The following is a 22,040-nucleotide window of genomic DNA, read 5'->3' on the forward strand; positions in this document are numbered from 1 at the left end:
GTCCATCAACCTCACCTTTGTTTGCTAGGATATTTTTATGGATCGCCGCTCATTTTTGCATTTTGGTCGTTCTGGGGTATTACCTAAAACACCATGGGAGGAGTTTTGTCATCGAGTGCAAAGAACGGTAAGTGGTCAGTTTCGAGATATTTCTGTGCCAGAAAATGGGGTGGGTACAGCAGAAATAGTCATAGAGCGACTTGAGGATATACAGCACTTATATGCTTTATGCAAATATTATGACGTTGCTATCGCTTTAGCAGGCTTCACACAAGCTGAGCTAGTTCATACACGCTCACTTTTGATTATCCATTTTTCGTCCACTTTAAATAAAATAGATGAAATGGGAGGGAACGCTTGTTTAGCACAACCTAGTGTAAAGGTAGGCACGCTCTTGGCAAAGGGGTATCAGCAGTTTGCTCGTGTGCCTAGGGATTGGTCTTTGTCTCAATGGTTCGCTAGTCCGCGTTATCATGATGTGCGTCCGTATCATAGTTTTTTATCTGGAGTTGAGCGTATTAGTGTCTTTTTTGCGGATGGAGAGCAAGCGGTTTTAGGTGGTTTTGGTGTGAATGACCGCTCTGCATTATCAGTACCTATTCTTAATCGTTGTATTCCTAATCTTTTTGAGCTTTTGCGAGAAGATGAGATGGAAAGGCAGTTGGAGGCGGATTATTGGCCTTATGCTTATCGGTTGGATTCACTACAAAAAAAATTAGTCGATATTAATATTGCTCGAGTATTTCAAGGGCATCAGGCTCGGTTGTTGTGGGTGCAGCAATTTGTGATTCGTAAAATTCCAGAGGATGTATTGTTGCTTGCTGAAGATATGGAGGAAATACCCGATACAAGTGCTATCCAACAGAGCTTGGAGCGAGTGAATCATCGCATTAAAGGTTTATTGGATGCTGAAGGTATTTTTCTTTACGATGATGAGGTTTTTGAGTCGGTTTAAAGGGTGTTGGTATGGAGATGTGTGAAAGCACACAATCTTAGAAAATTTTAGTATGATTGGAAATTATTAGTTTAAAGTTGTAAATCTTAGGAATAAAACATGATGAAAGAGTCTTTACGCCAAGCGGCCTTGGAATATCATAAAGCAGGTCGTCCCGGTAAAATTACGGTCATGCCGACAAAACAGCTATCTAATCAGCGAGATTTAGCGTTGGCGTATTCTCCTGGTGTAGCTGCCGCTTGTGAGGAGATTGTGGCAGACCCTGCAAATGCAGTTCAATATACGGCTCGTGGGAATTTAGTGGGTGTCATTACCAATGGTAGTGCCGTGCTAGGTCTCGGTAATATTGGCGCATTAGCTTCTAAGCCGGTAATGGAGGGTAAGGCTGTTTTATTCAAAAAATTCGCTGGTATTGATGTTTTTGATATTGAGATTAATGAATCTGACCCAGAGAAATTGGTGCAAATTATTGCTGGCCTGGAGCCAACGTTTGGTGGAATCAACTTAGAGGATATTAAGGCTCCTGAGTGTTTCTATGTCGAACGAGAGTTACGTAAACGCATGAATATTCCTGTGTTTCATGACGATCAACATGGAACAGCGATTTGTGTCACTGCAGCCTTTATTAATGGTTTAGGTGTTGTTGGCAAAGAAATTGATAAAGTGAAAGTTGTTGTATCAGGAGCAGGTGCAGCGGCATTGGCGTGTTTAGACCTGATGGTTGATATGGGTTTGCCGCTCGAAAATATCTGGGTATCGGATATCGAAGGGGTGGTCTATAAGGGTCGTACAACGCTTATGGATCCTGATAAAGAGCGCTTTGCTCAAGATACCGATAAGCGTACTTTGGCAGAGATTATTCCTGATGCTGATGTGTTTTTGGGTTTATCTGCAGGGAATGTATTAAAGCCAGACATGGTTAAGGAAATGGCATCGAACCCATTAATTCTTGCTTTAGCGAATCCTAATCCAGAAATCCTACCAGAAGATGCAAAAGCTGTTCGCGGAGATGTCGTGATGTCTACGGGGCGCTCAGATTATCCTAATCAGGTCAACAATGTACTTTGCTTCCCTTATATTTTCCGTGGTGCTTTAGATGTTGGTGCGACAACAATTACGCGTAATATGGAAAAAGCAGCGGTACATGCGATTTGTGCATTGGCAAAAGAAGAACAAAATGAAACGGTGGCCGCAGCTTACGGAACCAAATCCCTATCTTATGGTCCAGATTATTTTATTCCTAAACCATTTGACCCTCGCTTAATTGTACGTATTGCACCTGCTGTCGCTAAAGCGGCGATGGAAGAGGGTGTGGCTACTCGTCCTATCGAGGATTTAGAGGCGTATACCGAACAATTACAACAGTTTGTTTATCATTCTGGTTCATTTATGAAACCTCTATTTGGTATGGCACGTCGCTTTAAGAAAGAGGGGGGTAAATCACGTATAGTCTTTACTGAGGGTGAGGATGAACGTGTATTGCGTGCCGTCCAAGTCCTAATTGATGAGAAGGTGTGTACCCCTATTTTGGTGGGACGTCCAGAGGTATTACGTACGCGAATCCAGCGCTATGGTTTACGCTTTGATTTAGATGTGGACGTTGAAGTGGTTGATAGTGAGCATGATGAACGCTTTAACCGCTATTGGACAGCTTATTGGGAAATGATGCGTCGTCGTGGTGTGACCAAAGAGTTTGCTCGTCTAGAATTACGTCGTCGCTCTACGCTCATTGGTGCGTTAATGGTGAAATTCGAAGAAGCTGATGGTATGATTTGCGGTACGATTGGTCGCTATCTCAATCACTTAGAGCTTATTGATCAAGTGATTGGTAAGGCACCGGGCGCGAGCACTTATGCAGCAATGAACATTTTATTGACACAAGAGTCGATGATTGCTATTGCAGATACACATGTGAATGCACAACCTAATGCTGAGGAATTAGCCGATATTGCCATTATGGCAGCAGAAGAAATGCGTCATCTCATGCTGGATCCAAAGATTGCGTTTGTTTCGAGTTCAAACTATGGTACAGATTCGCCAGTTTCAGGCAAAACTATGCGCCAGGCATTAGAAATAGTACGTGATCGTGCACCTGATTTAGAAATTGACGGTGAAATGCATGTGGATACCGCACTAGACGAAAATTTACGTGCTAAGACCATGCCAGATAGTCCACTTAAAGGGGCGGCTAACTTACTCATTTGTCCTAATGTAGATGCGAGTAATATCGCCTATAACTTATTAAAAGTGAGTGCGGGTGGTAACGTAGCGGTAGGACCTTTCTTGTTGGGGATTAATGCACCAATTCATATCTTAACATCGAGCTCTACTGTTCGCCGTATTGTGAATATGGCGGCATTAGCGGTTGTGGATGCAAATTCAAGAAGAAAATAAGTATTGGACACTACTCAGCAAGGGCGTAAAATCCTTCGCTGAGTAACAATCAAGGTATTTTTCTTGACGAAATATTGAACGCAAGATACATTACTGCAAATAAAGAAAACATATAGGTCGAGTTTTGCTCGGCCTATATCATTGATATGCAGTTTCCAATATACGAAAGCGTAAAGGAAAAGGTGATGTAATGAGTAAAAAGAACGATATTGAACAAGCGTTATTAAAAGGTGGTGAATTACCCAAAGCGCTATTAAAACAAGAAGAAGATTTAAGCAAAGCGGCTAAGGTGCAAGGTTTAGCCGTATTTACAGCAGACTGTTCAAAAGCGAGAAATTTATCCGCTTTATTGCGAGCTTTTGCTAAAGCTGTCGATTATCCTGTCTTTTTTGGCAAAGACATTGATTCTTTATTGGACTGTCTTAAGGAAACATTAGCAGAGCAGAAACAGGGTTATCTGCTATTAGTCCATGAGATTCATTCAGGGGATCCAGACTTAAAAGAGGATGTTAATCTAGTCTTAGAAGTCTTACATGAGGCGGCAATGTATGCCCCAAAAGTGGGTAAAACAATTGCGTATTTAGTTAATCATGTGGGCAAACATCGCCCCCCTGAGCCAGGTAGAGGCCCGCAGGGTTATACGGATGTAGAGTAATCTGAAAGTGCTAACAATATATAAAATTGTTAGCACTTTTTTTATATCCATCCTAATATCGCGGCACTCGCACTACTCAAGGCTAATCCTGCGGTTTCCGTACGTAAGATACGTGAACCAAACTGGATTTTTATGGCGCCTTGTTTACTCATGAGTTCGACTTCTTTTTGAGACCAACCTCCTTCTGGTCCAATAAAAAAGCCAATATTATTCATTGTTGGGTGTTGGCGTAAATGTTCCGTCAGCGATAATTCACCGTCTGGATCAGCGACAAATAAGTCGGTGTCACCAGTAGTATTAAAGACATTTTTTAAGTGTTGAACCGGTAATAGCTCCATCAAGGTATTACGTCCGCTTTGTTCACAAGCAGATTGAATAATGGCTTGCCAATGTTGCTGACGCTTTTCTAAGCGAGCCCCTGATAGCTGTAAGACACTGCGCTCAGCGGCAACAGGAATAAAGCGATTGACACCTAACTCAACAGCTTTTTCGATAATCCAATCCATTTTGTCGCCTGAAGCAAGTGCTTGAATAAGGGTGATATTGCCACAGAGTTGTCGATTATCTTCGATAAAACAATCTATCTGCACTTGGGCTATGCCTTCATTAAAGTACAAAATACCTTGATATTCACCCCCATGACCATTAAAAAGAGCGATTTTTGTACCCTCTCTTAAGCGTAAGGAGCGTCCTGCATGATGAGCAGCCTCTTTGGGTAAGGTAATGAGAGTATTGTTTTCTAATGGGATAGGGCAGAAAAAACGAGGTAATGCCATAGTCAATGCAATATGAAAGAATAGAAATGTTAAAATTATACGTTGAAAATGGTTTGTCAGATCTCACAGGACTCAAATGAATACCGAATCAAATATTCAGCCTAGCGTTTTAGCGAATGCTATTCGTGCTTTATCAATGGATGCCGTTCAACAAGCAAACTCAGGTCACCCCGGTGCCCCAATGGGGATGGCGGAGATGGCCGTTGCGTTGTGGAAACGTCATCTACAACATAATCCAGCTAATCCGCAATGGTTTAACCGAGACCGTTTTGTGTTATCAAATGGTCATGGTTCTATGCTGATTTATGCTTTATTGCATTTGACAGGCTATGACTTGCCAATGAGTGAGTTAAAGAACTTCCGTCAATTGCATTCTAAAACACCAGGACATCCAGAGGTCGGTATTACCGCAGGGGTAGAAACGACAACAGGACCTTTAGGTCAAGGGGTTGCCAATGCCGTGGGTTTTGCTTTAGCCGAGGCCTTATTAGCGGCAGAATTTAACCGTGATGGACATGCCATCGTTGATCATTTTACTTATGCTTTTGCGGGTGACGGTTGTTTGATGGAAGGCGTATCGCATGAGGCCTTCTCATTAGCGGGTGCCTTGAAATTAAGTAAACTGATTGTTTTATATGATGATAATGGTATCTCTATTGACGGTCAGGTAGACCCTTGGTTTTCTGATGATACGCCCAAACGCTTTGAGGCATATGGTTGGAATGTGATTCGTGGAGTGGACGGTCATGATGTTGCTGCGGTAGATGCGGCGATTGCCGCCGCTAAGGCAAATGCGTTGGTGGCTGGCGCTGGTCCTACCTTGATTTGTTGTAAGACTGTTATTGGTAAGGGTGCGCCTAATATGGCGGGTACCGAGAAAGTCCATGGCTCACCATTGGGTGCAACAGAGATTGCGGCAACACGTGAGGCATTAGCTTGGACGGCTGCACCATTTGAAGTGCCTACAGATGTCGCTGCCGCATGGAATCATACAGCTAAAGGTGCTGAGCAAGAGGCTGCGTGGAATCAAGTCTGGTCAGCGTATCAAGCAGCCTACCCAGCGTTAGCTGCAGAATTTGCACGTCGCATGGCGGGTGAATTACCGGTTGATTTTTCAGATAAATTCCAAACTTACCTAAACGATACGATTGCTAAAGCAGAGACAGTAGCATCACGTAAAGCTTCGCAATTTGCTATCACGGCATTAGCAGAAATTCTTCCTGAGTTCTTAGGGGGGTCAGCAGACTTAACGGGTTCTAACTTTACCGATTGGAAGGGGGTTGCACCAGTTCGTGCTGCGGATCAAGGTATTCAGTTTGGTCGTCATATTAACTATGGTGTACGTGAGTTTGGTATGGCAGCGATTATGAATGGTATTGCTTTACATGGTGGTTTTTTACCATTCGGTGGCACATTCTTGACTTTCTCTGATTATTCTCGCAATGCGATTCGTATGGCAGCGTTGATGAAACAGCGCGTTGTGCATGTATTTACACATGACTCGATTGGTTTAGGCGAGGATGGACCAACCCATCAATCCATCGAGCATGCATGGAGTTTGCGTCTTATCCCTAATTTGGATGTATGGCGCCCTTGCGATACATATGAAACAGCGGTGGCTTGGCAGTCTGCTGTTACTCGTCCAGCTAGTCTAGGCATGAATGTGCAATCAGGTGGTCCGAGTGCCTTATTATTATCACGTCAGAATCTACCTTTTATAGCACGCGATGAGGCGACATTAGCTAATGTGGCTAAAGGTGGTTACGTATTGCGTGATGCGGCAGATGCTAAGGCTGCTATTATTGCAACAGGTTCTGAAGTCGAAGTAGCTTTAAAAGCGCAAGATTTATTAGCAGAGCAGGGTGTCGCCGTTCGTGTGGTTTCTATGCCAAGCACAAATGTGTTTGACCGTCAGTCTCGTGATTATCAAAATAGCGTATTACCAGTGAATTTACCAACCGTAGCGGTAGAAGCAGGTTGTTCTGGTGCGTGGTTTAAATATACGGGTCGTCAGGGTGCTGTTGTGGGTATTGACTCTTATGGTGAGTCTGCACCTGCTGGTGTGTTATTTAAGCATTTTGGTCTTACGCCAGACAATGTGGCTAAGACCGTAAAAGAGATTTTATAAATTTTATTTTAGGAGAATGCAATGACAATTCGTGTTGCAATTAATGGTTATGGCCGTATTGGTCGTATGGTGTTACGAGCTCACTATGAGTACGGTAAAAAGCATGATATTGAAATCGTTGCGATTAATGCCTCAGGTTCAGCAGAAACCAATGTGCACTTAACAAAATATGATACAACGCATGGACGTTTTAATGCGGATGTGTCTTTAGACGGTGATTATATGGTAGTAAATGGTGACCGTATTCGTCTATTTAGCACACGTGATCCATTAGAGTTACCATGGAAAGATTTAAATATTGATGTGGTATTGGAGTGTACTGGCGCATTTACGACAAAAGAAAAAGCAGGCTTACACTTACAAGCAGGTGCTAAGAAAGTGATTATTTCTGCACCGGGCGGTAAAGATGTTGATGCGACTGTGGTGTATGGCGTAAACCATGATGTATTAAAAGCTGAACATACGGTTATTTCTAATGCTTCTTGCACAACGAACTGTTTAGCACCATTAGTTAAACCATTACAAGACGCTATCGGTATTGAAAATGGTTTAATGACGACTATTCATGCGTATACGAATGACCAAGTATTAATCGATGTACGTCATAAAGATTTACGTCGTGCGCGTTCAGCAACGATGAATATGATTCCAACTAAGACAGGTGCAGCAGCAGCGGTGGGCTTAGTATTACCAGAGCTAAATGGTAAATTAGACGGTTATGCCGTCCGTGTACCAACAGTTAATGTTTCTATGGTTGATTTAACTTTCGTTGCGAAACGTGATACAACAATCGATGAAGTGAACCAAGTATTAAAAGCAGCGTCAGAAGGTTTCTTAAAAGGTATTTTGGCGTTTAATAGCGATCCATTGGTATCTATGGATTTTAACCATACACCAGTGTCAAGTACCTATGACTCTACTTTAACGAAAGTAAATGGTCGTTTAGTGAAAGTATCAGCTTGGTACGATAATGAGTGGGGCTTCTCTTGCCGTATGTTAGATACGACAGTGGCGCTTATGTCGGCTAAATAATTCATAAAGAGACTTGGCATATCGTAATATGCTTTTGAAAGTGTCGTCAGTTAGTGTTCAGTTGCAATAGCGAAGAGAGGATGAACTGGCGACATTTTTGTTAGGCATTTTTCTTGAGGAAATTTTTTGATGCTTAATGTAAAAACATTATCCAATTTAGCAAGTAACGGTGAATTAAAGGGTAAACGTGTTTTTATTCGTTCAGATTTAAATGTGCCGTTTAATGATCAGGGTGAGATTTCTGAGGATACGCGTATTCGTGCTTCTGTACCTGCAATTAAGCTGGCCTTAGAAGCAGGTGCTGCTGTTATGGTGACTTCACACTTGGGTCGTCCTACAGAGGGGGTATTAAATCCAGAAGACTCATTAGCTCCGGTGGCCAAACGCTTAAGCCAGTTACTCGGGTTTGAGGTAAAACTCATTCAGAATTGGGTTGATGGTGTTGATGTTAAGGCAGGTGAAGTTGTTTTACTTGAGAACTGCCGTGTGAATGCTGGTGAAAAGAAAAATAATGAAGAGCTAGCTAAGAAAATGGCAGCACTTTGTGATGTTTATGTCAATGACGCTTTTGGTACAGCACATCGTGCCGAAGCAACAACGCATGGTATTGCGAAGTTTGCTCCTGTTGCTTGCGCAGGCCCTTTGCTAGAGGCTGAGTTAACAGCATTAGGTCGTGCCTTACAAGAGCCTAAACGTCCTTTAGTGGCGATTGTTGGAGGCTCTAAAGTTTCTACAAAATTATCCATTCTACAATCATTAGCAACCAAGGTTGATCAGTTAGTGGTTGGTGGGGGTATTGCAAATACTTTTATGTTAGCTAAAGGGTTGAATATTGGTAAATCTTTGGCTGAACCAGATCAAGTAGAGCAAGCTAAAGCGGTTATCGACTTGATGGAACAACGTGGTGCAGGCGTTCCTATCCCTACCGATGTTGTGGTGGCTAAGGAATTTTCGGCGACAGCAACACCAACAGCGAAAAAAGCAACAGAGATTGCAGATGACGAAATGGTGTTTGATATTGGCGCCGAAACAGCACAAACATTAGCAGATATTATTGCTAAGGCGGGTACTATCGTATGGAATGGTCCAGTTGGCGTATTTGAGTTTGATAGCTTTGCCGCAGGCACCGAGAAAATTTCTCGCGCGATTGCCGATTCAGCGGCGTTCTCTATCGCTGGTGGTGGCGATACCTTGGCAGCGATTGCTAAATTTAATATTAGCGATAAAGTAGGCTATATCTCAACAGGTGGTGGTGCTTTCTTAGAGTTCTTAGAGGGTAAGGTGTTACCTGCTGTGGATATTTTAGAGCAGCGTAATCAATAATCCGAGCATGCACGCCACAAAACAGGTCAGACTTCTGACCTGTTTGTTTATCTTAAACGCCTAGGAGAGAGGGATGTTTAAAAAGTCTTTATTAAGTCTAAGTTTATTGAGTTTATTATCTACTTATGGTGTAGCACAGACTATCGCTGAAACGCCTACATTACGCTATGTGTATCCTTCTGATGGTGCACAGATTGATGAAGATGCGATTTTTGCCTTGGCATTTACTCAGCCTATTAATGCGACGTCTTTAGCGAATAAAGCGGTATGTATCATTGAAGGTATTGGAGAGCAAGTGCCTGTGCGTTTATTAGATAATAATGAAAAGACAGACTTATGGGAAGAACATCTTTCTTGGGTTGATGAGCATAAGGAAAATGTTGAGTTAGTTCAATGTTCTCGTGAATTACCGAGCGGTGCAAAAGTCTCTTTACAAATTTCGTCGGGTTTAGAAAATACTCAGGGGGTAGCAACGAGTAAAAACTTCTCTCAAAATTATGTGGTGCGCTCTCCCTTTACTGTGCAGTTTCAATGCGAACGAGTAAATCCTAAAGCTAATTGCTCTCCATTGGGTGATTTACGGTTGCAATTTAATAGTGCAATTGAATATATTCCAACTAAGGATAAGATTCGTGTATTGGTGGATGATGTTGCTGTTGTACCCTACCAAGAAGAAAATGAAAAGGATAACTTGGTATATAGCTTAGTATATAAAGGACCTTTTAAGCCAAATGCTAAGATTACAGTTAATGTCCAAGAGGGTATACAAGATGATACGCAACGTCCTTTAAGTAATGCGAGCAAATTTCCTATTCAGACACAATTTGATCATTACCCGCCTTTATTGAAATTTTCAACAGGTGATTTTGGCATTATTGAAAGTTATGCACATACTAAGGTAGGGAGTGATTTAAAAGAAAATCCTGCATTAGTTCCCTTAACCGTCCGTAATGTTGAAAAAGAATTAAAAATTGCTCAGCAATATCGAGCAGGACAAGTGGCACAAATACGTACACAAAACGATGCGCAAGTCAGAAAATGGTTGAGTCTTGTCCCTGTATTGGCAAATGCGCAATATAGCGAAAATAACTTACGTCGTATAGTGGATGGCCTACAGACGGAGTATCGCGCAAATGAGAAAGAGATTGACTCACGAAATTTTGCGGTGATTAGTCATTTACCAGAAACGACAAAGTTAACCTTACCTCATCTACAAACCTCTCAGAATGAGACTGAAGTTGTTGGTTTACCTGTAACGTCACCGGGATTTTATTTTTTTGAAGCAGAGTCACCAGTTTTAGGTGAACAACTGACAACAAATGCACAGCCTATGTATGTTCGTTCGACTGCCTTAGTCACCAATATGGCTGTGCATTTAAAAACGAGTGATACTGGTGCATTGGTATGGGTGACACGCTTAGATGATGCACAACCTATTCCTCATGCGAATATTCGTTTAAGTGCTTGTGATAATAAGGAAATTGCAATTGGTCAAACCGATGACAAGGGCGTGTTTCATTTTAAAGGTAAACTCCCAGAGCTGAAGAATTGTGCATATGATAAATATGCTTATATGGCAAGTGCAACCTTAGCAAAAGAACATCCAATGTCTTATGGGGTTGAGGACTATGCATTTGTTTTTAGTGATTGGGATAGTGGTATTCAACCGTGGCAGTTTAATGTATCGTCAGAGGGTTATTATGCCTCGTCTGATAAGCCTAATGCTTTATTGATTCATCCTGTATTAAGTCGTACGTTATTACGTGCAGGCGAAGTATTGAATATGAAACATATTATTCGCCAACAAACCCCACAAGGATTACAAACGCCGACTCAGGACGTAATATTGCCAAATCAGTTAGTGATTAATTTAGAGGCAATGGATGAGGAAATTGAACTGCCGTTAAATTGGAAGAAAGCCCCTAATGGTGGAATGTATGCGGATACACAATGGGAGGTTCCTAAGACGGCAAAAAATGGTGTTTATACGCTTGAATATCGTCATAGCACGGAAGAAGAAATTAATATTGCTAGTCCAACAGTGAGCTTTCAGGTAGAGGAGTTTAAGCTACCGTTCTTAACAGGAAGTATTCAAGTATCTGCCGAGCAACAAGAAAGCGGAATTTTAATTAATCCTCAACAAATGACCGCTGATATTCAGGTGAACTATATGGCGGGAGGTACAGCGGCTGAGTTGCCTATTGAGGTTTCTGCAGTATATTTGCCGAGTGAGTTCTCTGTACCCAGTCTAAACGATGTGGACTTTTCGGTGAGTGATATGGATAAAAGCCCGCGGAAGGTCTTTTTGGATAAGCAACGATTACAGCTCGATGCGAATGGTCATGCACGTTTAACGATTGAGAATATTCCAGCGATTCAGGGCAAAGCAGACTTATTGATTGAGGTTAGCTTTTTAGATCCTAATGGGCAGGTGCAGACAATTAGTCATATGGTGACAGCGATTCAAGCGCCTGTGATGGTAGGTGTTCGCAGTGCAAGCTATTTTGAACCTCATAAGGATTTTACTTTTGACGTACTTGCTGTGAATGCACTTGGTGAACCACAAGCGAATGAAAAAGTGACTGTACATGCTACGCGTGTGATAAATAATGTGGTGCGTCAGCGTCTAGTCGGTGGTTTTTATGCGGTTAAGTCGCATCAGGAAATGCAAGATTTAGGTGTATTGTGTCAAGGGGTGACTAATCAAGAGGGTATATTAAAATGTATCACTCAGATAAAAGAGACAGGGCGGTTAAATTTATCTGCGGCTCTTGAAAATCAAGAGCAAGTCTATGCTACCCGTGTACCATTATGGGTATTTAATGGAGCGAGTTGGTATACCGGTAATGATACAGACCGTGTAGATGTGGTATCAGATAAGAAGGCCTATCGTGCAGGAGAAGAAGCGGTTTTTGATGTACGGATTCCTTTTGCACAAGCAACCGCTTTAGTGAGTGTTGAACGAGAAGGTGTGATGGATTATCAAGTGGTTAACTTTGAGAAAAATAGTTCAACATTCAAATTAAAAGTTCAAGAAAATTGGTCCCCTAATGTGTATATCAGCGTATTATCCGTACGAGGACGTTTGCGTGGTGATGTTAATGACGCAGGATTGACGTGGCTAAAAGACGAAAGTCAAGCAGAAGGAGCCAGTATGCTAGTTGATTTGGCAAAACCTTCCTTCCGTTTCGGTGTGGCTAAAATTAAAGTCGATAATCCAGATACGCAATTGAATTTGTCACTCAATTTAGATAAATCAATTTATCAAGTAAGAGATACGGCGAAGTTACAGATTACAGGGAAACGAGCTAATGGGGATAAGGCGGCTAATGCAAGTGTGGCTGTGTTGGTGGTGGATAAAGCCTTATTAGAGTTGGCTCAGAATAAGACAACGGATTTATTAAGTGCGATGTGGCAAGAGCGTCCATGGCAAGTAGGGACAGCGACGGCTCAAGGTGAAGTCGTAGGGCGTCGTCACTATGGACGTAAGGCTGTGCCTGCGGGTGGTGGAGGTGGTTTAGCACCAACACGAGAGTTATTTGATGCCTTAGTATTTTGGAAATCAGATATTGTGCTAGATGCCAATGGTCAGGCTAATGTTGAATTTAAGTTAAATGATAGCATTACGCAGTTTGAAGTTGTGGCCATTGCGGATGACGGCTCATCAGCATTTGGTACACAAAAAGTAGAGTTGAGTAGTCGTCAAGACTTACAGATTATCTCTGGCTTACCAACATTAATTCGTGACACAGATAAATTTGAAGCTCAGCTAACTTTACGCAATGCCACAGAAAAAGACTTTGTTGTACTTGTTAAAGGTCAAGGGAAAAAAGGTCATCGTATAGTGGCTAATCTAGAAGAGAAGAAAGTAACGGCTTTGGCGGGGCGTTCTACACGTGTTAATTGGACAATTAATCCTATTCGCTTAAATGATACTGAAGGCAAGCAAGTGATTGATTGGGTATTTGAGGCGAAGGAACAAGCAGAATTAGGGGGTAAAATTGCCAGAGATAGATTGGCGATAAAACAGCAGTTAATCCCTTACGTGCCAGTGACTGTGCGTCAAACACAATTAGTTCAGGTTTCTGATACGCCTGTAAATTTAAGCGTGCAAGCACCTACACGTGCGATGACGGTGGAAAATAATATTCGAGGTGGTATTCAAGTGCAAATACAAAAGAGCTTGAGTGCAAGTCTAGATGGAGTTAAACGTTATTTCCAAGATTATCAATTTATGTGTTTTGAACAACAAGCTTCCGTGGCAATGGGCCTACAAAATCAATTGGCTTGGGATAAGCTTATGCAAGAAAGCCATAGCTATTTAGATGACTTTGGCTTGTTACGTTATTATCCAACAGCCCGTATTGGGGGTAGTCCTTTACTCAATGCTTATGTATTGGCTATTGCGGCAGATGCTCAGCGCTTAGGATGGTCATTTACATTACCGATACAGATACAAGAGAAATTATTAACTGGCTTAGAGCAAGTCGTACAAGGTAAAGTTAAACAGCAAGGTGATTGGATAGCGAGCCCCGATAAGACTGACTATCAGTTAAATCTCTTGGCAGCATTAGCACGTTATAAGCTCGTGACACCGAGGATGTTAGAGGCTTATCCATTAACGGAGAGTTATAGTGCATCAGCTTTGGTGAATCTCTATATTATTCATCGACAGTTAATGACTGAGCAACAAGCACAGAATTTAGCGACATTACGTCAGGCGCTATTAGCCAAAATGCTTAAGCAAGGTGATCGTTTGGTCTTTAAAGAGAGCGCCGCTTTAAATCAATTGTGGTGGCTAATGGAAGATAGCCATGCGGTGCATGCTAAGTTATTACTTGCGGTAGCGGATGATAAGACTTGGCAGCAAGATATTCCTTACCTTGTTCAAGGTTTACTGGGTGCGCAACAACGTGGACAATGGGGGATGACAACCAATAATCTATGGGGCACATTGGCTATTCATGCCTTTAGTCGTGAGTTTGAAAAAGTACCAGCCACAGGTGAGGTCAATATGACATTGAAAGGAGCTGGTTATGATACAGCGCAAGAGTGGAATGGTTTAAGTTTGAATCAAAAAATTATTGCGCCATGGTTAGATAAAAAATCAGCAGAGATGAGCTTGCAGTTAAAAGGTAAAGGGTCAGCTTGGGCAACCGTATCAACATTAGCGGCCGTAGAGCCAGTGGAAAATGTGTATGCGGGTTATCGTGTTGAGAAATTGATTGAGCCGGTCAGTCGACGTATCGCAGGTCAATGGTCTGTCGGTGATGTGTATCGAGTGAAATTAAAAATCACGGCAGATGCACCGATGACATGGGTAGCGGTGACCGATCCAATTCCAAGTGGAGCAACGATTTTAGGTAGTGGTTTAGGTCGTGATAGTGCGATTGCCGCGGTGAGTGATACGGAGTTTATGAGCGATACACCAAGTTTTATTGAACGTAAGTCGGACGTCTTCCGTGCTTATTATCGTGTGATGAATGCGGGTGAAACTCTATTGGAATACACCGTTCGTCTCAATGCTTTGGGTAAGTTTGCTTTACCTGCCACGCGTGTTGAAGGGATGTATGCACCAGCCGTATTTGGTGAGACCGTCAATAGCGATATTTGGGTAAAAGAGCCTTAAAAAGCTTGTGGCTAAATGACAATACACAATAGCGCAAATGATGAAGCAACGATTAAGTATTTTTTTAGGAATTGTTCTTGTTATTGCGCTGTTGTGCCGATGGGTGATAAGCACAATTACCTTACCCAGTTTTATTGAGATTAAGCAGCAGTCAGCCGCTTCTTACATTCAAATTCTGGCGAGAGACGGTACACCTTTAGAGCGTATTCGAGCAAATTTCAATCAACGACGGTTAGAGTGGACCGCACTTGAGCAGTTTTCATCTGCTATCCAAGAGATGATCTTGCGTTCAGAGGATAAGCGTTTTTATCAGCATAGTGGTGTAGATTGGCTGGCGTTAGGTAATGCTGTAGTTGGGCAAGTTCAAGGGGAAGCAACTCGAGGGGCGTCGACAATCAGTATGCAGGTAGTAGGGATGTTGGTTCCTGAGTTGCAGCGCCAGCAAGGTTCACGTCGCTATGCCCAGAAAATTCAGCAAATGTTTTATGCGATGGCCTTGGAGGGGCAGTGGTCTAAACAACAAATCCTTGAGGCTTATTTAAATCTTGTCCCTCTTAGAGGTGAGCTTGTTGGGATTCCTGCGGGTGCACAAGGTTTTTTTCAAAAATACCCAGAAGCACTGAATATGAGGGAGAGTGCTTTACTAGCTGCCATGTTGAGAGCACCTAACGCGGATGTGGATAAACTAGTACAGCGTAGTTGTGCTTTGATAAAACCCGATGGTTGCGAATATCTTGACCGATTTGTGAGTAATGCGGTTAAACAACGTCATAGTCAGTGGGTGGATAGTCCTACAGATGCCCCTCATTTGGCTAGGCGATTAATTAGTCAATATCGTGCTCAATATCTTCATATCCCAGAAAATCTTCCATCAACTATTGATGCCTCTTTGCAGCGTTTTGTACAAGAGAGAATACACTCTCGTTTAGTAGAGCTATTTGCTGAACGAGTCAGTGATGCGGCGGTTGTTGTTCTGGATAATAACAGTGGTGAAGTATTAGCCTATGTAGGGTCGTCAGGACAACTTTCTACGGCAATAGATGTTGATCATGCGAATGCCTTGAGACAGGCTGGATCTACATTAAAACCTTTTGTATATGCTTATGCATTCGATAAAAAAAGATTAACCGCGGCTTCTTTGCTCAATGATGATGTGTTAAGTTTACCTGTAGAGACGGGGCTATATATTCCACAAAATTATGACCGAGGTTTTAAAGGGTGGGTATCGGTGAGAACCGCTTTAGCTTCATCACTCAATATTCCGGCCGTACAGGCATTAACCATGTTAGATATTGAGGCTATGCGAGATGTCTTAGTGAGTTTGGGTTTGCCTCTTAATGAAACAGGTGAGTTTTATGGTTATAGCTTGGCCTTAGGAAGTGCAGACGTGACACTTCTGAGCCTCACTAATGCCTATCGTGCTCTGGCAAATGGAGGGCAATATCGTCCAGTAAGTTGGTTGCCAATAAAGAATACAGATTTATCTATAGATAATCAAAGTTCGGCAAGTGCTGTTAAGCAAGTATTAAGTCCGGAGAGTAGTTGGATTATTGGGGATATATTGTCAGATAGACAAGCACGTGCGTTAACCTTTGGTTTGGATAGTGCCTTGAGTACGCCTTTTTGGACAGCGGTGAAAACAGGGACAAGTAAGGATATGCGTGATAACTGGACGGTAGGATGGTCATCACACTATACCGTGGGTGTCTGGGTGGGTAATAGTGCAGGTGAAAGTATGCGTCATATTAGTGGGGTGTCAGGTGCAGCGCCTATTTGGCATGACATTATGCAATATCTACATCGAGAGTTACCTTCTATGCAAAAGGATAGACCGAGCGAGGTACTGGCACAACGCATTGATTATGAGCCTAGGGTAGAGCCTAGTCGTACGGAATATTTTTTAGATAAAACAGCGATGAAGACGATTCGCTTAGTAGGTAGTGATGTAGTCGATAGCGCTAGCTTTATCAGTGAACCGACGCAAGGGACTATTATTGCCCTAGATCCGGATATCCCTAAAGAGCGACAATTAGTGAAGTTTGAGGCCAAACAATTAAATCATCAGGTGGCAAATGATGTGTATTGGGTATTAAATGGAGAGACTTTAGGTGGGCAGAATCCTTTTTTTTGGCCTGCCCGAGTAGGGAGATATACCTTAAGTCTTTATCATAAGAATGGGAGAAAGTTAGATGAGATTCGTTTTCAGGTAAGAGGGATACGTTGAGGATAACAAGTTTGCTTAGCTGAAAATTGGTTAGGATTAAACGAGAGTTATTTATAATAAGTTTCATCATGATTTTAAAGGACAAAGACAAATGGCAAAGTTAGTAGTAGGAGTAGGTCAATTTCCTGCGAGCAATGATATCGAAGAAAATAAAAACTATATTCGCCAGTTAGTGAGTGAAGCGGCTCAGCAAGGCGTGAAGCTATTTACGCTCCCAGAAGCCGCCATGTGTTCGTTTGCTTCTGAATTGGAGGTGTTACGCCAAATGGCGAGTGAGCATACACCAGACTTTATTCAGTTTATGCAAACTTTAGCGACGCAATACCAAATGCATATTGTTGTAGGGGTATTGAGTATGAGCGATAGTGATAATGAGCAGCGTGTACAGAATCAGTTGTTAGTCATCAATAATAAAGGGGAAATCACGACACGCTACAATAAAATTCATGTTTATGATGCGTTTAAGTTTAAAGAGTCTGATAAAGTTAAACCAGCTGATTTATATGAAGATGGCTCTATGTTGGGTGTATTCAATATCGGTGAGTTTACCTTTGGCTTAATTAATTGTTATGACTTACGCTTCCCTGAGTTAGCGCGTGCGCTAATTAATCGTGGAGTTAATGTTTTAAGTGTGAGTGCAAACTGGATTCCTGGTCCTTATAAAGAAATGCATTGGGATTTATTGCTTCGTACGCGTGCGATTGAGAATACGGCATATGTATTAGCTAGTGGTCAAACAGCCCCTAAAGGTGTTGGCCAAAGCATGATTATTGATCCAATGGGATTTGTATTGGCAGGTTGTGGTGAGTCAGTAGGTATTCAAGTGCAAGAATTGGATAGTGAGCGTATTCAAAGTGTGAGAGAGCTCCTACCTTGCTTAGCAAATCGTCGCTTATAGTCAAAGTGTTTTAAGTATCCATTGTATTTTGATAGCGACAAAACTAAATAATTTTTACTATTTTTAATTTTGTTTTTATCGCAATTGTCATGAATAAGCTTTAAAATGGTAGGTTACTTAGACTGATTTTTAGATTATCCTTCAGGAGAAATATTTATGGCACTCGTGTCAATGCGCCAATTATTAGACCATGCCGCAGAGTTTGGCTACGGTTTACCTGCGTTTAACGTCAATAACCTTGAACAAGTTCAAGCGATTATGGAAGCAGCGAAAGAAACGAATAGCCCTGTGATTATGCAGGCGTCTGCTGGTGCGCGCAAGTATGCAGGTGAGGGATTCTTAAAGTATTTAATCCAAGCGGCAGTAGAGTCTTACCCAGAGATTCCAGTCGTCATGCACCAAGACCATGGTCAATCGCCAGCGATTTGTAAAGGCGCAATTGATTTGGGCTTTTCTAGTGTGATGATGGACGGCTCATTGATGGCTGATGGTAAGACGGTAGCTAGCTATGAGTATAACGTCGATGTCACCAAAGAAGTTGTTAAAATGGCTCACGCTTTAGGTATCTCTGTTGAGGGTGAGTTAGGGGTATTGGGCTCATTAGAGACCATGCAAGGTGATAAAGAAGATGGTCACGGTGCTGAAGGCACATTGACACGTGATCAATTATTGACTGACCCAGAGCAAGCAGCAGATTTTGTGCGTCAAACACAAGTAGATGCTTTAGCGATTGCGATTGGTACAAGCCATGGTGCGTATAAGTTTACGCGTAAACCAACAGGTGATATTCTTTCTATCCAACGTATCAAAGAAATCCATGCGCGTTTACCCAATACACATATCGTGATGCATGGTTCTTCTAGCGTACCACAAGAGTTACTCGAAGAAATCCGTCAATTCGGTGGTGATATGAAAGAAACGTATGGTGTGCCCGTAGAAGAAATTCAAGAGGCGATTAAATACGGCGTTCGTAAAGTGAACATCGATACAGATATCCGTCTTGCAATGACAGCGGCGGTACGTCGTTTCTTATTTGAAAATCCGTCTAAATTTGACCCTCGTGAGTTTAATAAACCAGCTCGTGAGGCGGCTAAGAAAGTGTGCATTGCACGCTATGAGGCGTTTGGTGCTGCAGGTCAAGCAAGCAAAATTAAGCCAGTGTCATTAGTGGATATGGCGGCTCGTTATGCTTCAGGTGCTTTAGCTCAGCAAGTGAAATAATTACAGAGTTATTCTCTAAGCGCTACAGAGATTGATTATAGCTCCTTAGATACTGAGTGTCTGAGGAGCTTTTTCTATGTATGGTCTAACGCTATGCGTCTAAGAGAAGATGGCGTTAATCTTTTCATTCAATGCTAGAGTTGGTGAGAGACTAGATATTTTCATAGTAAAATACTGCATCATTTCCAGCAATTCTAAAAGGTCAAATCGTGAGTACTTTACATCAATCTTCTCTTAAATCTTTACCTTTATTAGCCCGCGGAAAAGTGCGTGATATGTACGCTGTGGGTGATGATAAATTATTGATTATTGCAAGTGATCGTATTTCGGCATTTGATGTAATTTTAGACGATCCAATTCCGGGTAAAGGTCAGGTACTTACTGAATTGACAGAGTTCTGGCTCAAGAAATTAGCCCATATTATTCCTAACCATGAGACAGGTATCCGTCCAGAAGACGTGGTAGCACCTGATGAGGTTGATCAGGTTAAAGGTCGAGCAATGGTGGTTAAACGCCTAAAACCTGTCTTGGTAGAGGCAGTGGCTCGTGGCTATATTATTGGTTCTGGTTGGAAAGATTACCAAGCGACGGGTTCGGTATGTGGTGTTCAATTACCAGCGGGTTTAAAACAAGCAAGTAAATTGCCTAGCCCGATTTTTACGCCAGCAGCTAAAGCAGAGGTGGGTGCTCATGATGAGAACGTGAGTTTTGAACATGTAGTTAATGTAGTGGGTAAAGAATTAGCCGAACAAATCCGTGATGTGACCTTACGTTTGTATACAGAAGCCTCAGAATATGCTGCTACAAAAGGTATCATCATTGCGGATACTAAGTTTGAATTTGGTTTAGATGATAATGGCCAATTGCATCTCATGGATGAGGTGTTAACGCCTGATTCATCGCGTTTCTGGCCGGCGGATACATATGCAGAGGGGACAAGTCCTGCTTCATTTGATAAACAGTTTGTGCGTGATTGGTTAGAGACTCAAGTATGGGATAAAACGCCTCCAGCACCACGTTTACCGCAAGAAGTCGCAGAAAAAACAGCCGCAAAATATCGTGAAGCCTTAGAGCGCTTGCGTGGTGAATAGAGCTTTGTATAAAGAGTCTTTGACGAGATAGGAATTAAGATGAGTATTGCAAAAGTTGGCGTAATTATGGGGTCTTCAAGTGATTGGGACGTAATGCAAAACGCTGTTCGTATGCTGAAAGATTTTGGTGTGCCTTATGAAGCACAAGTGATTTCTGCTCACCGCATGCCACATGATATGGCTGAGTATGGTGCTCAAGCTTATGATAAGGGCATTCGCGCCATTATTGCTGGTGCAGGTGGTGCTGCTCATTTACCAGGGATGATGGCAGCATTAACAGAAGTGCCTGTGTTTGGTGTGCCAGTACCGTCACGCTATTTGCGCGGTGAAGACTCGCTACTTTCTATCGTGCAAATGCCTAAAGGGGTGCCCGTCGCTACATTTGCCATTGGCGAAGCAGGTGCAGCTAATGCGGCTTTACATGCGATAGCAACGTTGGCAATGCATGATGAGGACTTACGTCAACAGTTGATGGCTTTCCGTCAAAAGCAGACTGAAGCAGCACGTGCGATGCACTTACCCGAGGTTGAATAAGATGACAGTTCCTTATTCAATGGTATTACAGCCTGGTGCAACATTAGGAATGCTCGGTGGTGGTCAATTGGGGCGTATGTTTTGTCATGCAGCACAGAGTTTAGGTTATAAAGTTGTTGTGCTAGAACCCAGCTCAGCAAGCCCAGCGGGTAGTGTGGCTGAGCAAGAGGTTGTGGCTGCTTATGATGATGAAAACGGTTTAGCCGTTATGTTACAGCATACGCAAGCGGTGACTACGGAATTTGAGAATGTTCCTGCCGCCAGCCTTAAGTTTTTATCACATACCGCTCGTGTTAGCCCATCTGCGGCAGCAGTAGCCGTAGTACAAGACCGTATCGCCGAAAAGGCGTTTATTGCTTCTCAAGGTATTCCCGTTGCTCCTTATGCGGAGGTGCGTACGGTAGCTGACTTAGAGCAAGCGGATGAGACATTGTTCCCTGCCATTTTAAAAGCGGCACGTCTTGGTTATGACGGTAAAGGTCAAGCACGCGTGAAATCTCGTGTAGAGGCAATTGAGGCATTTAAGTCTTTTGGTGAAGTGGCGTGTGTATTAGAAAAAATGCTACCACTTAAGCAAGAAGTGTCTGTCGTCATGGCACGTGGTTTTGATGGTAGCACAGCGACCTTCCCATTGGGTGTTAATACCCATATTAATGGTATTTTATCGAGTTCTGTTGTGGGTATTGAGGCTATTGACCCTGCGATTGAAGAGGCTGCCAAAAATGCCGCTGTTAAGATTGCGACAGGATTAAACTACTTTGGTGTGATGTGTGTGGAGTTCTTTATCCTTGAAGATGATCACTTAGTGGCGAATGAAATCGCACCACGTCCACATAATAGCGGTCATTACACGATGAATGCATGTTTGAGTAGTCAGTTTGAGCAACAAGCTCGTGTATTAGCGGGTATGCCGCTAGGTTCGACGGAATTATTAGCACCAACGATTATGCTCAATATTCTTGGAGATAGCTGGTTCGCTCATGGTGATCAAGCACAAGAACCTGATTGGGCGAGTGTTTTAGCATTGCCGGGTGTACATTTGCATCTCTATGGTAAAGCAGAGGCGCGTAAAGGTCGTAAAATGGGTCATGTCAATATTGTGAATAAAGACCCAGCACTCGTGCTGCAATATGCACGTCAAGTGAGTGATATTCTCCATTTAGGGGCAAAAATATAATTT

General features: G+C 42.5%; 14 protein-coding genes. 13 read left to right on the top strand and 1 reads right to left on the bottom strand.

Annotated features, from left to right (window positions below; genetic code table 11):
- Positions 1–37 precede the first annotated feature (37 nt).
- The 3 genes from HKX39_RS02060 to HKX39_RS02070 all read left to right on the top strand — a co-directional run bounded on the left by HKX39_RS02060 (position 38) and on the right by HKX39_RS02070 (position 4,004).
- The gene (locus HKX39_RS02060) at positions 38–955 is read left to right on the top strand and encodes a hypothetical protein (RefSeq protein WP_171679643.1); all 918 of its coding nucleotides are present in this window, start codon (positions 38–40) and stop codon (positions 953–955) included.
- Between the two features lie 102 nt (positions 956–1,057).
- A complete protein-coding gene (locus tag HKX39_RS02065; protein ID WP_171679892.1) occupies positions 1,058–3,349 on the top strand; it encodes an NADP-dependent malic enzyme in 2,292 nt (763 codons plus the stop codon).
- Positions 3,350–3,539: 190 nt separating this feature from the next.
- Positions 3,540–4,004, top strand: coding sequence for a barstar family protein (locus tag HKX39_RS02070; protein ID WP_171679644.1), 465 nt, complete (start codon positions 3,540–3,542; stop codon positions 4,002–4,004).
- Positions 4,005–4,045: 41 nt separating this feature from the next.
- Here HKX39_RS02070 and HKX39_RS02075 read toward each other — a convergent pair whose 3' ends face one another.
- The gene (locus tag HKX39_RS02075; protein ID WP_171679645.1) at positions 4,046–4,780 is read right to left on the bottom strand and encodes a 16S rRNA (uracil(1498)-N(3))-methyltransferase; all 735 of its coding nucleotides are present in this window, start codon (positions 4,778–4,780) and stop codon (positions 4,046–4,048) included.
- A gap of 76 nt (positions 4,781–4,856) precedes the next feature.
- Here HKX39_RS02075 and tkt point away from each other — a divergent pair, with 76 nt between their 5' ends.
- The 10 genes from tkt to HKX39_RS02125 all read left to right on the top strand — a co-directional run bounded on the left by tkt (position 4,857) and on the right by HKX39_RS02125 (position 22,037).
- Positions 4,857–6,908: a transketolase gene (gene tkt, locus HKX39_RS02080; protein ID WP_171679646.1), complete on the top strand. Its 2,052-nt coding sequence runs from the start codon at positions 4,857–4,859 to the stop codon at positions 6,906–6,908.
- A gap of 21 nt (positions 6,909–6,929) precedes the next feature.
- Positions 6,930–7,940 carry a type I glyceraldehyde-3-phosphate dehydrogenase gene (gene gap / locus HKX39_RS02085; RefSeq protein WP_171679647.1) on the top strand — a complete coding sequence of 337 codons (1,011 nt, stop codon included), beginning with the start codon at positions 6,930–6,932 and terminating at the stop codon, positions 7,938–7,940.
- A 129-nt stretch (positions 7,941–8,069) separates the two neighbouring features.
- Positions 8,070–9,263 (top strand): phosphoglycerate kinase, encoded by a 1,194-nt coding sequence (locus HKX39_RS02090; RefSeq protein WP_171679648.1) that lies wholly within the window; start codon positions 8,070–8,072, stop codon positions 9,261–9,263.
- A 73-nt stretch (positions 9,264–9,336) separates the two neighbouring features.
- Positions 9,337–14,892 (top strand): alpha-2-macroglobulin family protein, encoded by a 5,556-nt coding sequence (locus tag HKX39_RS02095; RefSeq protein ID WP_171679649.1) that lies wholly within the window; start codon positions 9,337–9,339, stop codon positions 14,890–14,892.
- Positions 14,893–14,929: 37 nt separating this feature from the next.
- Positions 14,930–17,116 carry a penicillin-binding protein 1C gene (gene pbpC, locus HKX39_RS02100; protein ID WP_171679650.1) on the top strand — a complete coding sequence of 729 codons (2,187 nt, stop codon included), beginning with the start codon at positions 14,930–14,932 and terminating at the stop codon, positions 17,114–17,116.
- 91 nt (positions 17,117–17,207) lie between these two features.
- Positions 17,208–18,014, top strand: a complete 807-nt coding sequence (locus HKX39_RS02105) for a carbon-nitrogen hydrolase family protein (RefSeq protein WP_171679651.1) — start codon at positions 17,208–17,210, stop codon at positions 18,012–18,014.
- 156 nt (positions 18,015–18,170) lie between these two features.
- Positions 18,171–19,235 carry a class II fructose-bisphosphate aldolase gene (fba, locus tag HKX39_RS02110; protein ID WP_171679652.1) on the top strand — a complete coding sequence of 355 codons (1,065 nt, stop codon included), beginning with the start codon at positions 18,171–18,173 and terminating at the stop codon, positions 19,233–19,235.
- A 206-nt stretch (positions 19,236–19,441) separates the two neighbouring features.
- Positions 19,442–20,326, top strand: coding sequence for a phosphoribosylaminoimidazolesuccinocarboxamide synthase (locus HKX39_RS02115; RefSeq protein ID WP_171679893.1), 885 nt, complete (start codon positions 19,442–19,444; stop codon positions 20,324–20,326).
- Positions 20,327–20,365: 39 nt separating this feature from the next.
- Positions 20,366–20,860 carry a 5-(carboxyamino)imidazole ribonucleotide mutase gene (purE, locus tag HKX39_RS02120; protein WP_171679653.1) on the top strand — a complete coding sequence of 165 codons (495 nt, stop codon included), beginning with the start codon at positions 20,366–20,368 and terminating at the stop codon, positions 20,858–20,860.
- Position 20,861: 1 nt separating this feature from the next.
- Entirely contained in the window at positions 20,862–22,037 is a 1,176-nt protein-coding gene (locus HKX39_RS02125) for a 5-(carboxyamino)imidazole ribonucleotide synthase (RefSeq protein ID WP_171679654.1), read from the top strand.
- Positions 22,038–22,040: the final 3 nt, after the last annotated feature.

Origin of the sequence: Pelistega suis, assembly GCF_013133795.1 — a bacterium.
Taxonomy (GTDB): Bacteria; Pseudomonadota; Gammaproteobacteria; order Burkholderiales; family Burkholderiaceae_B; genus Taylorella; species Taylorella suis.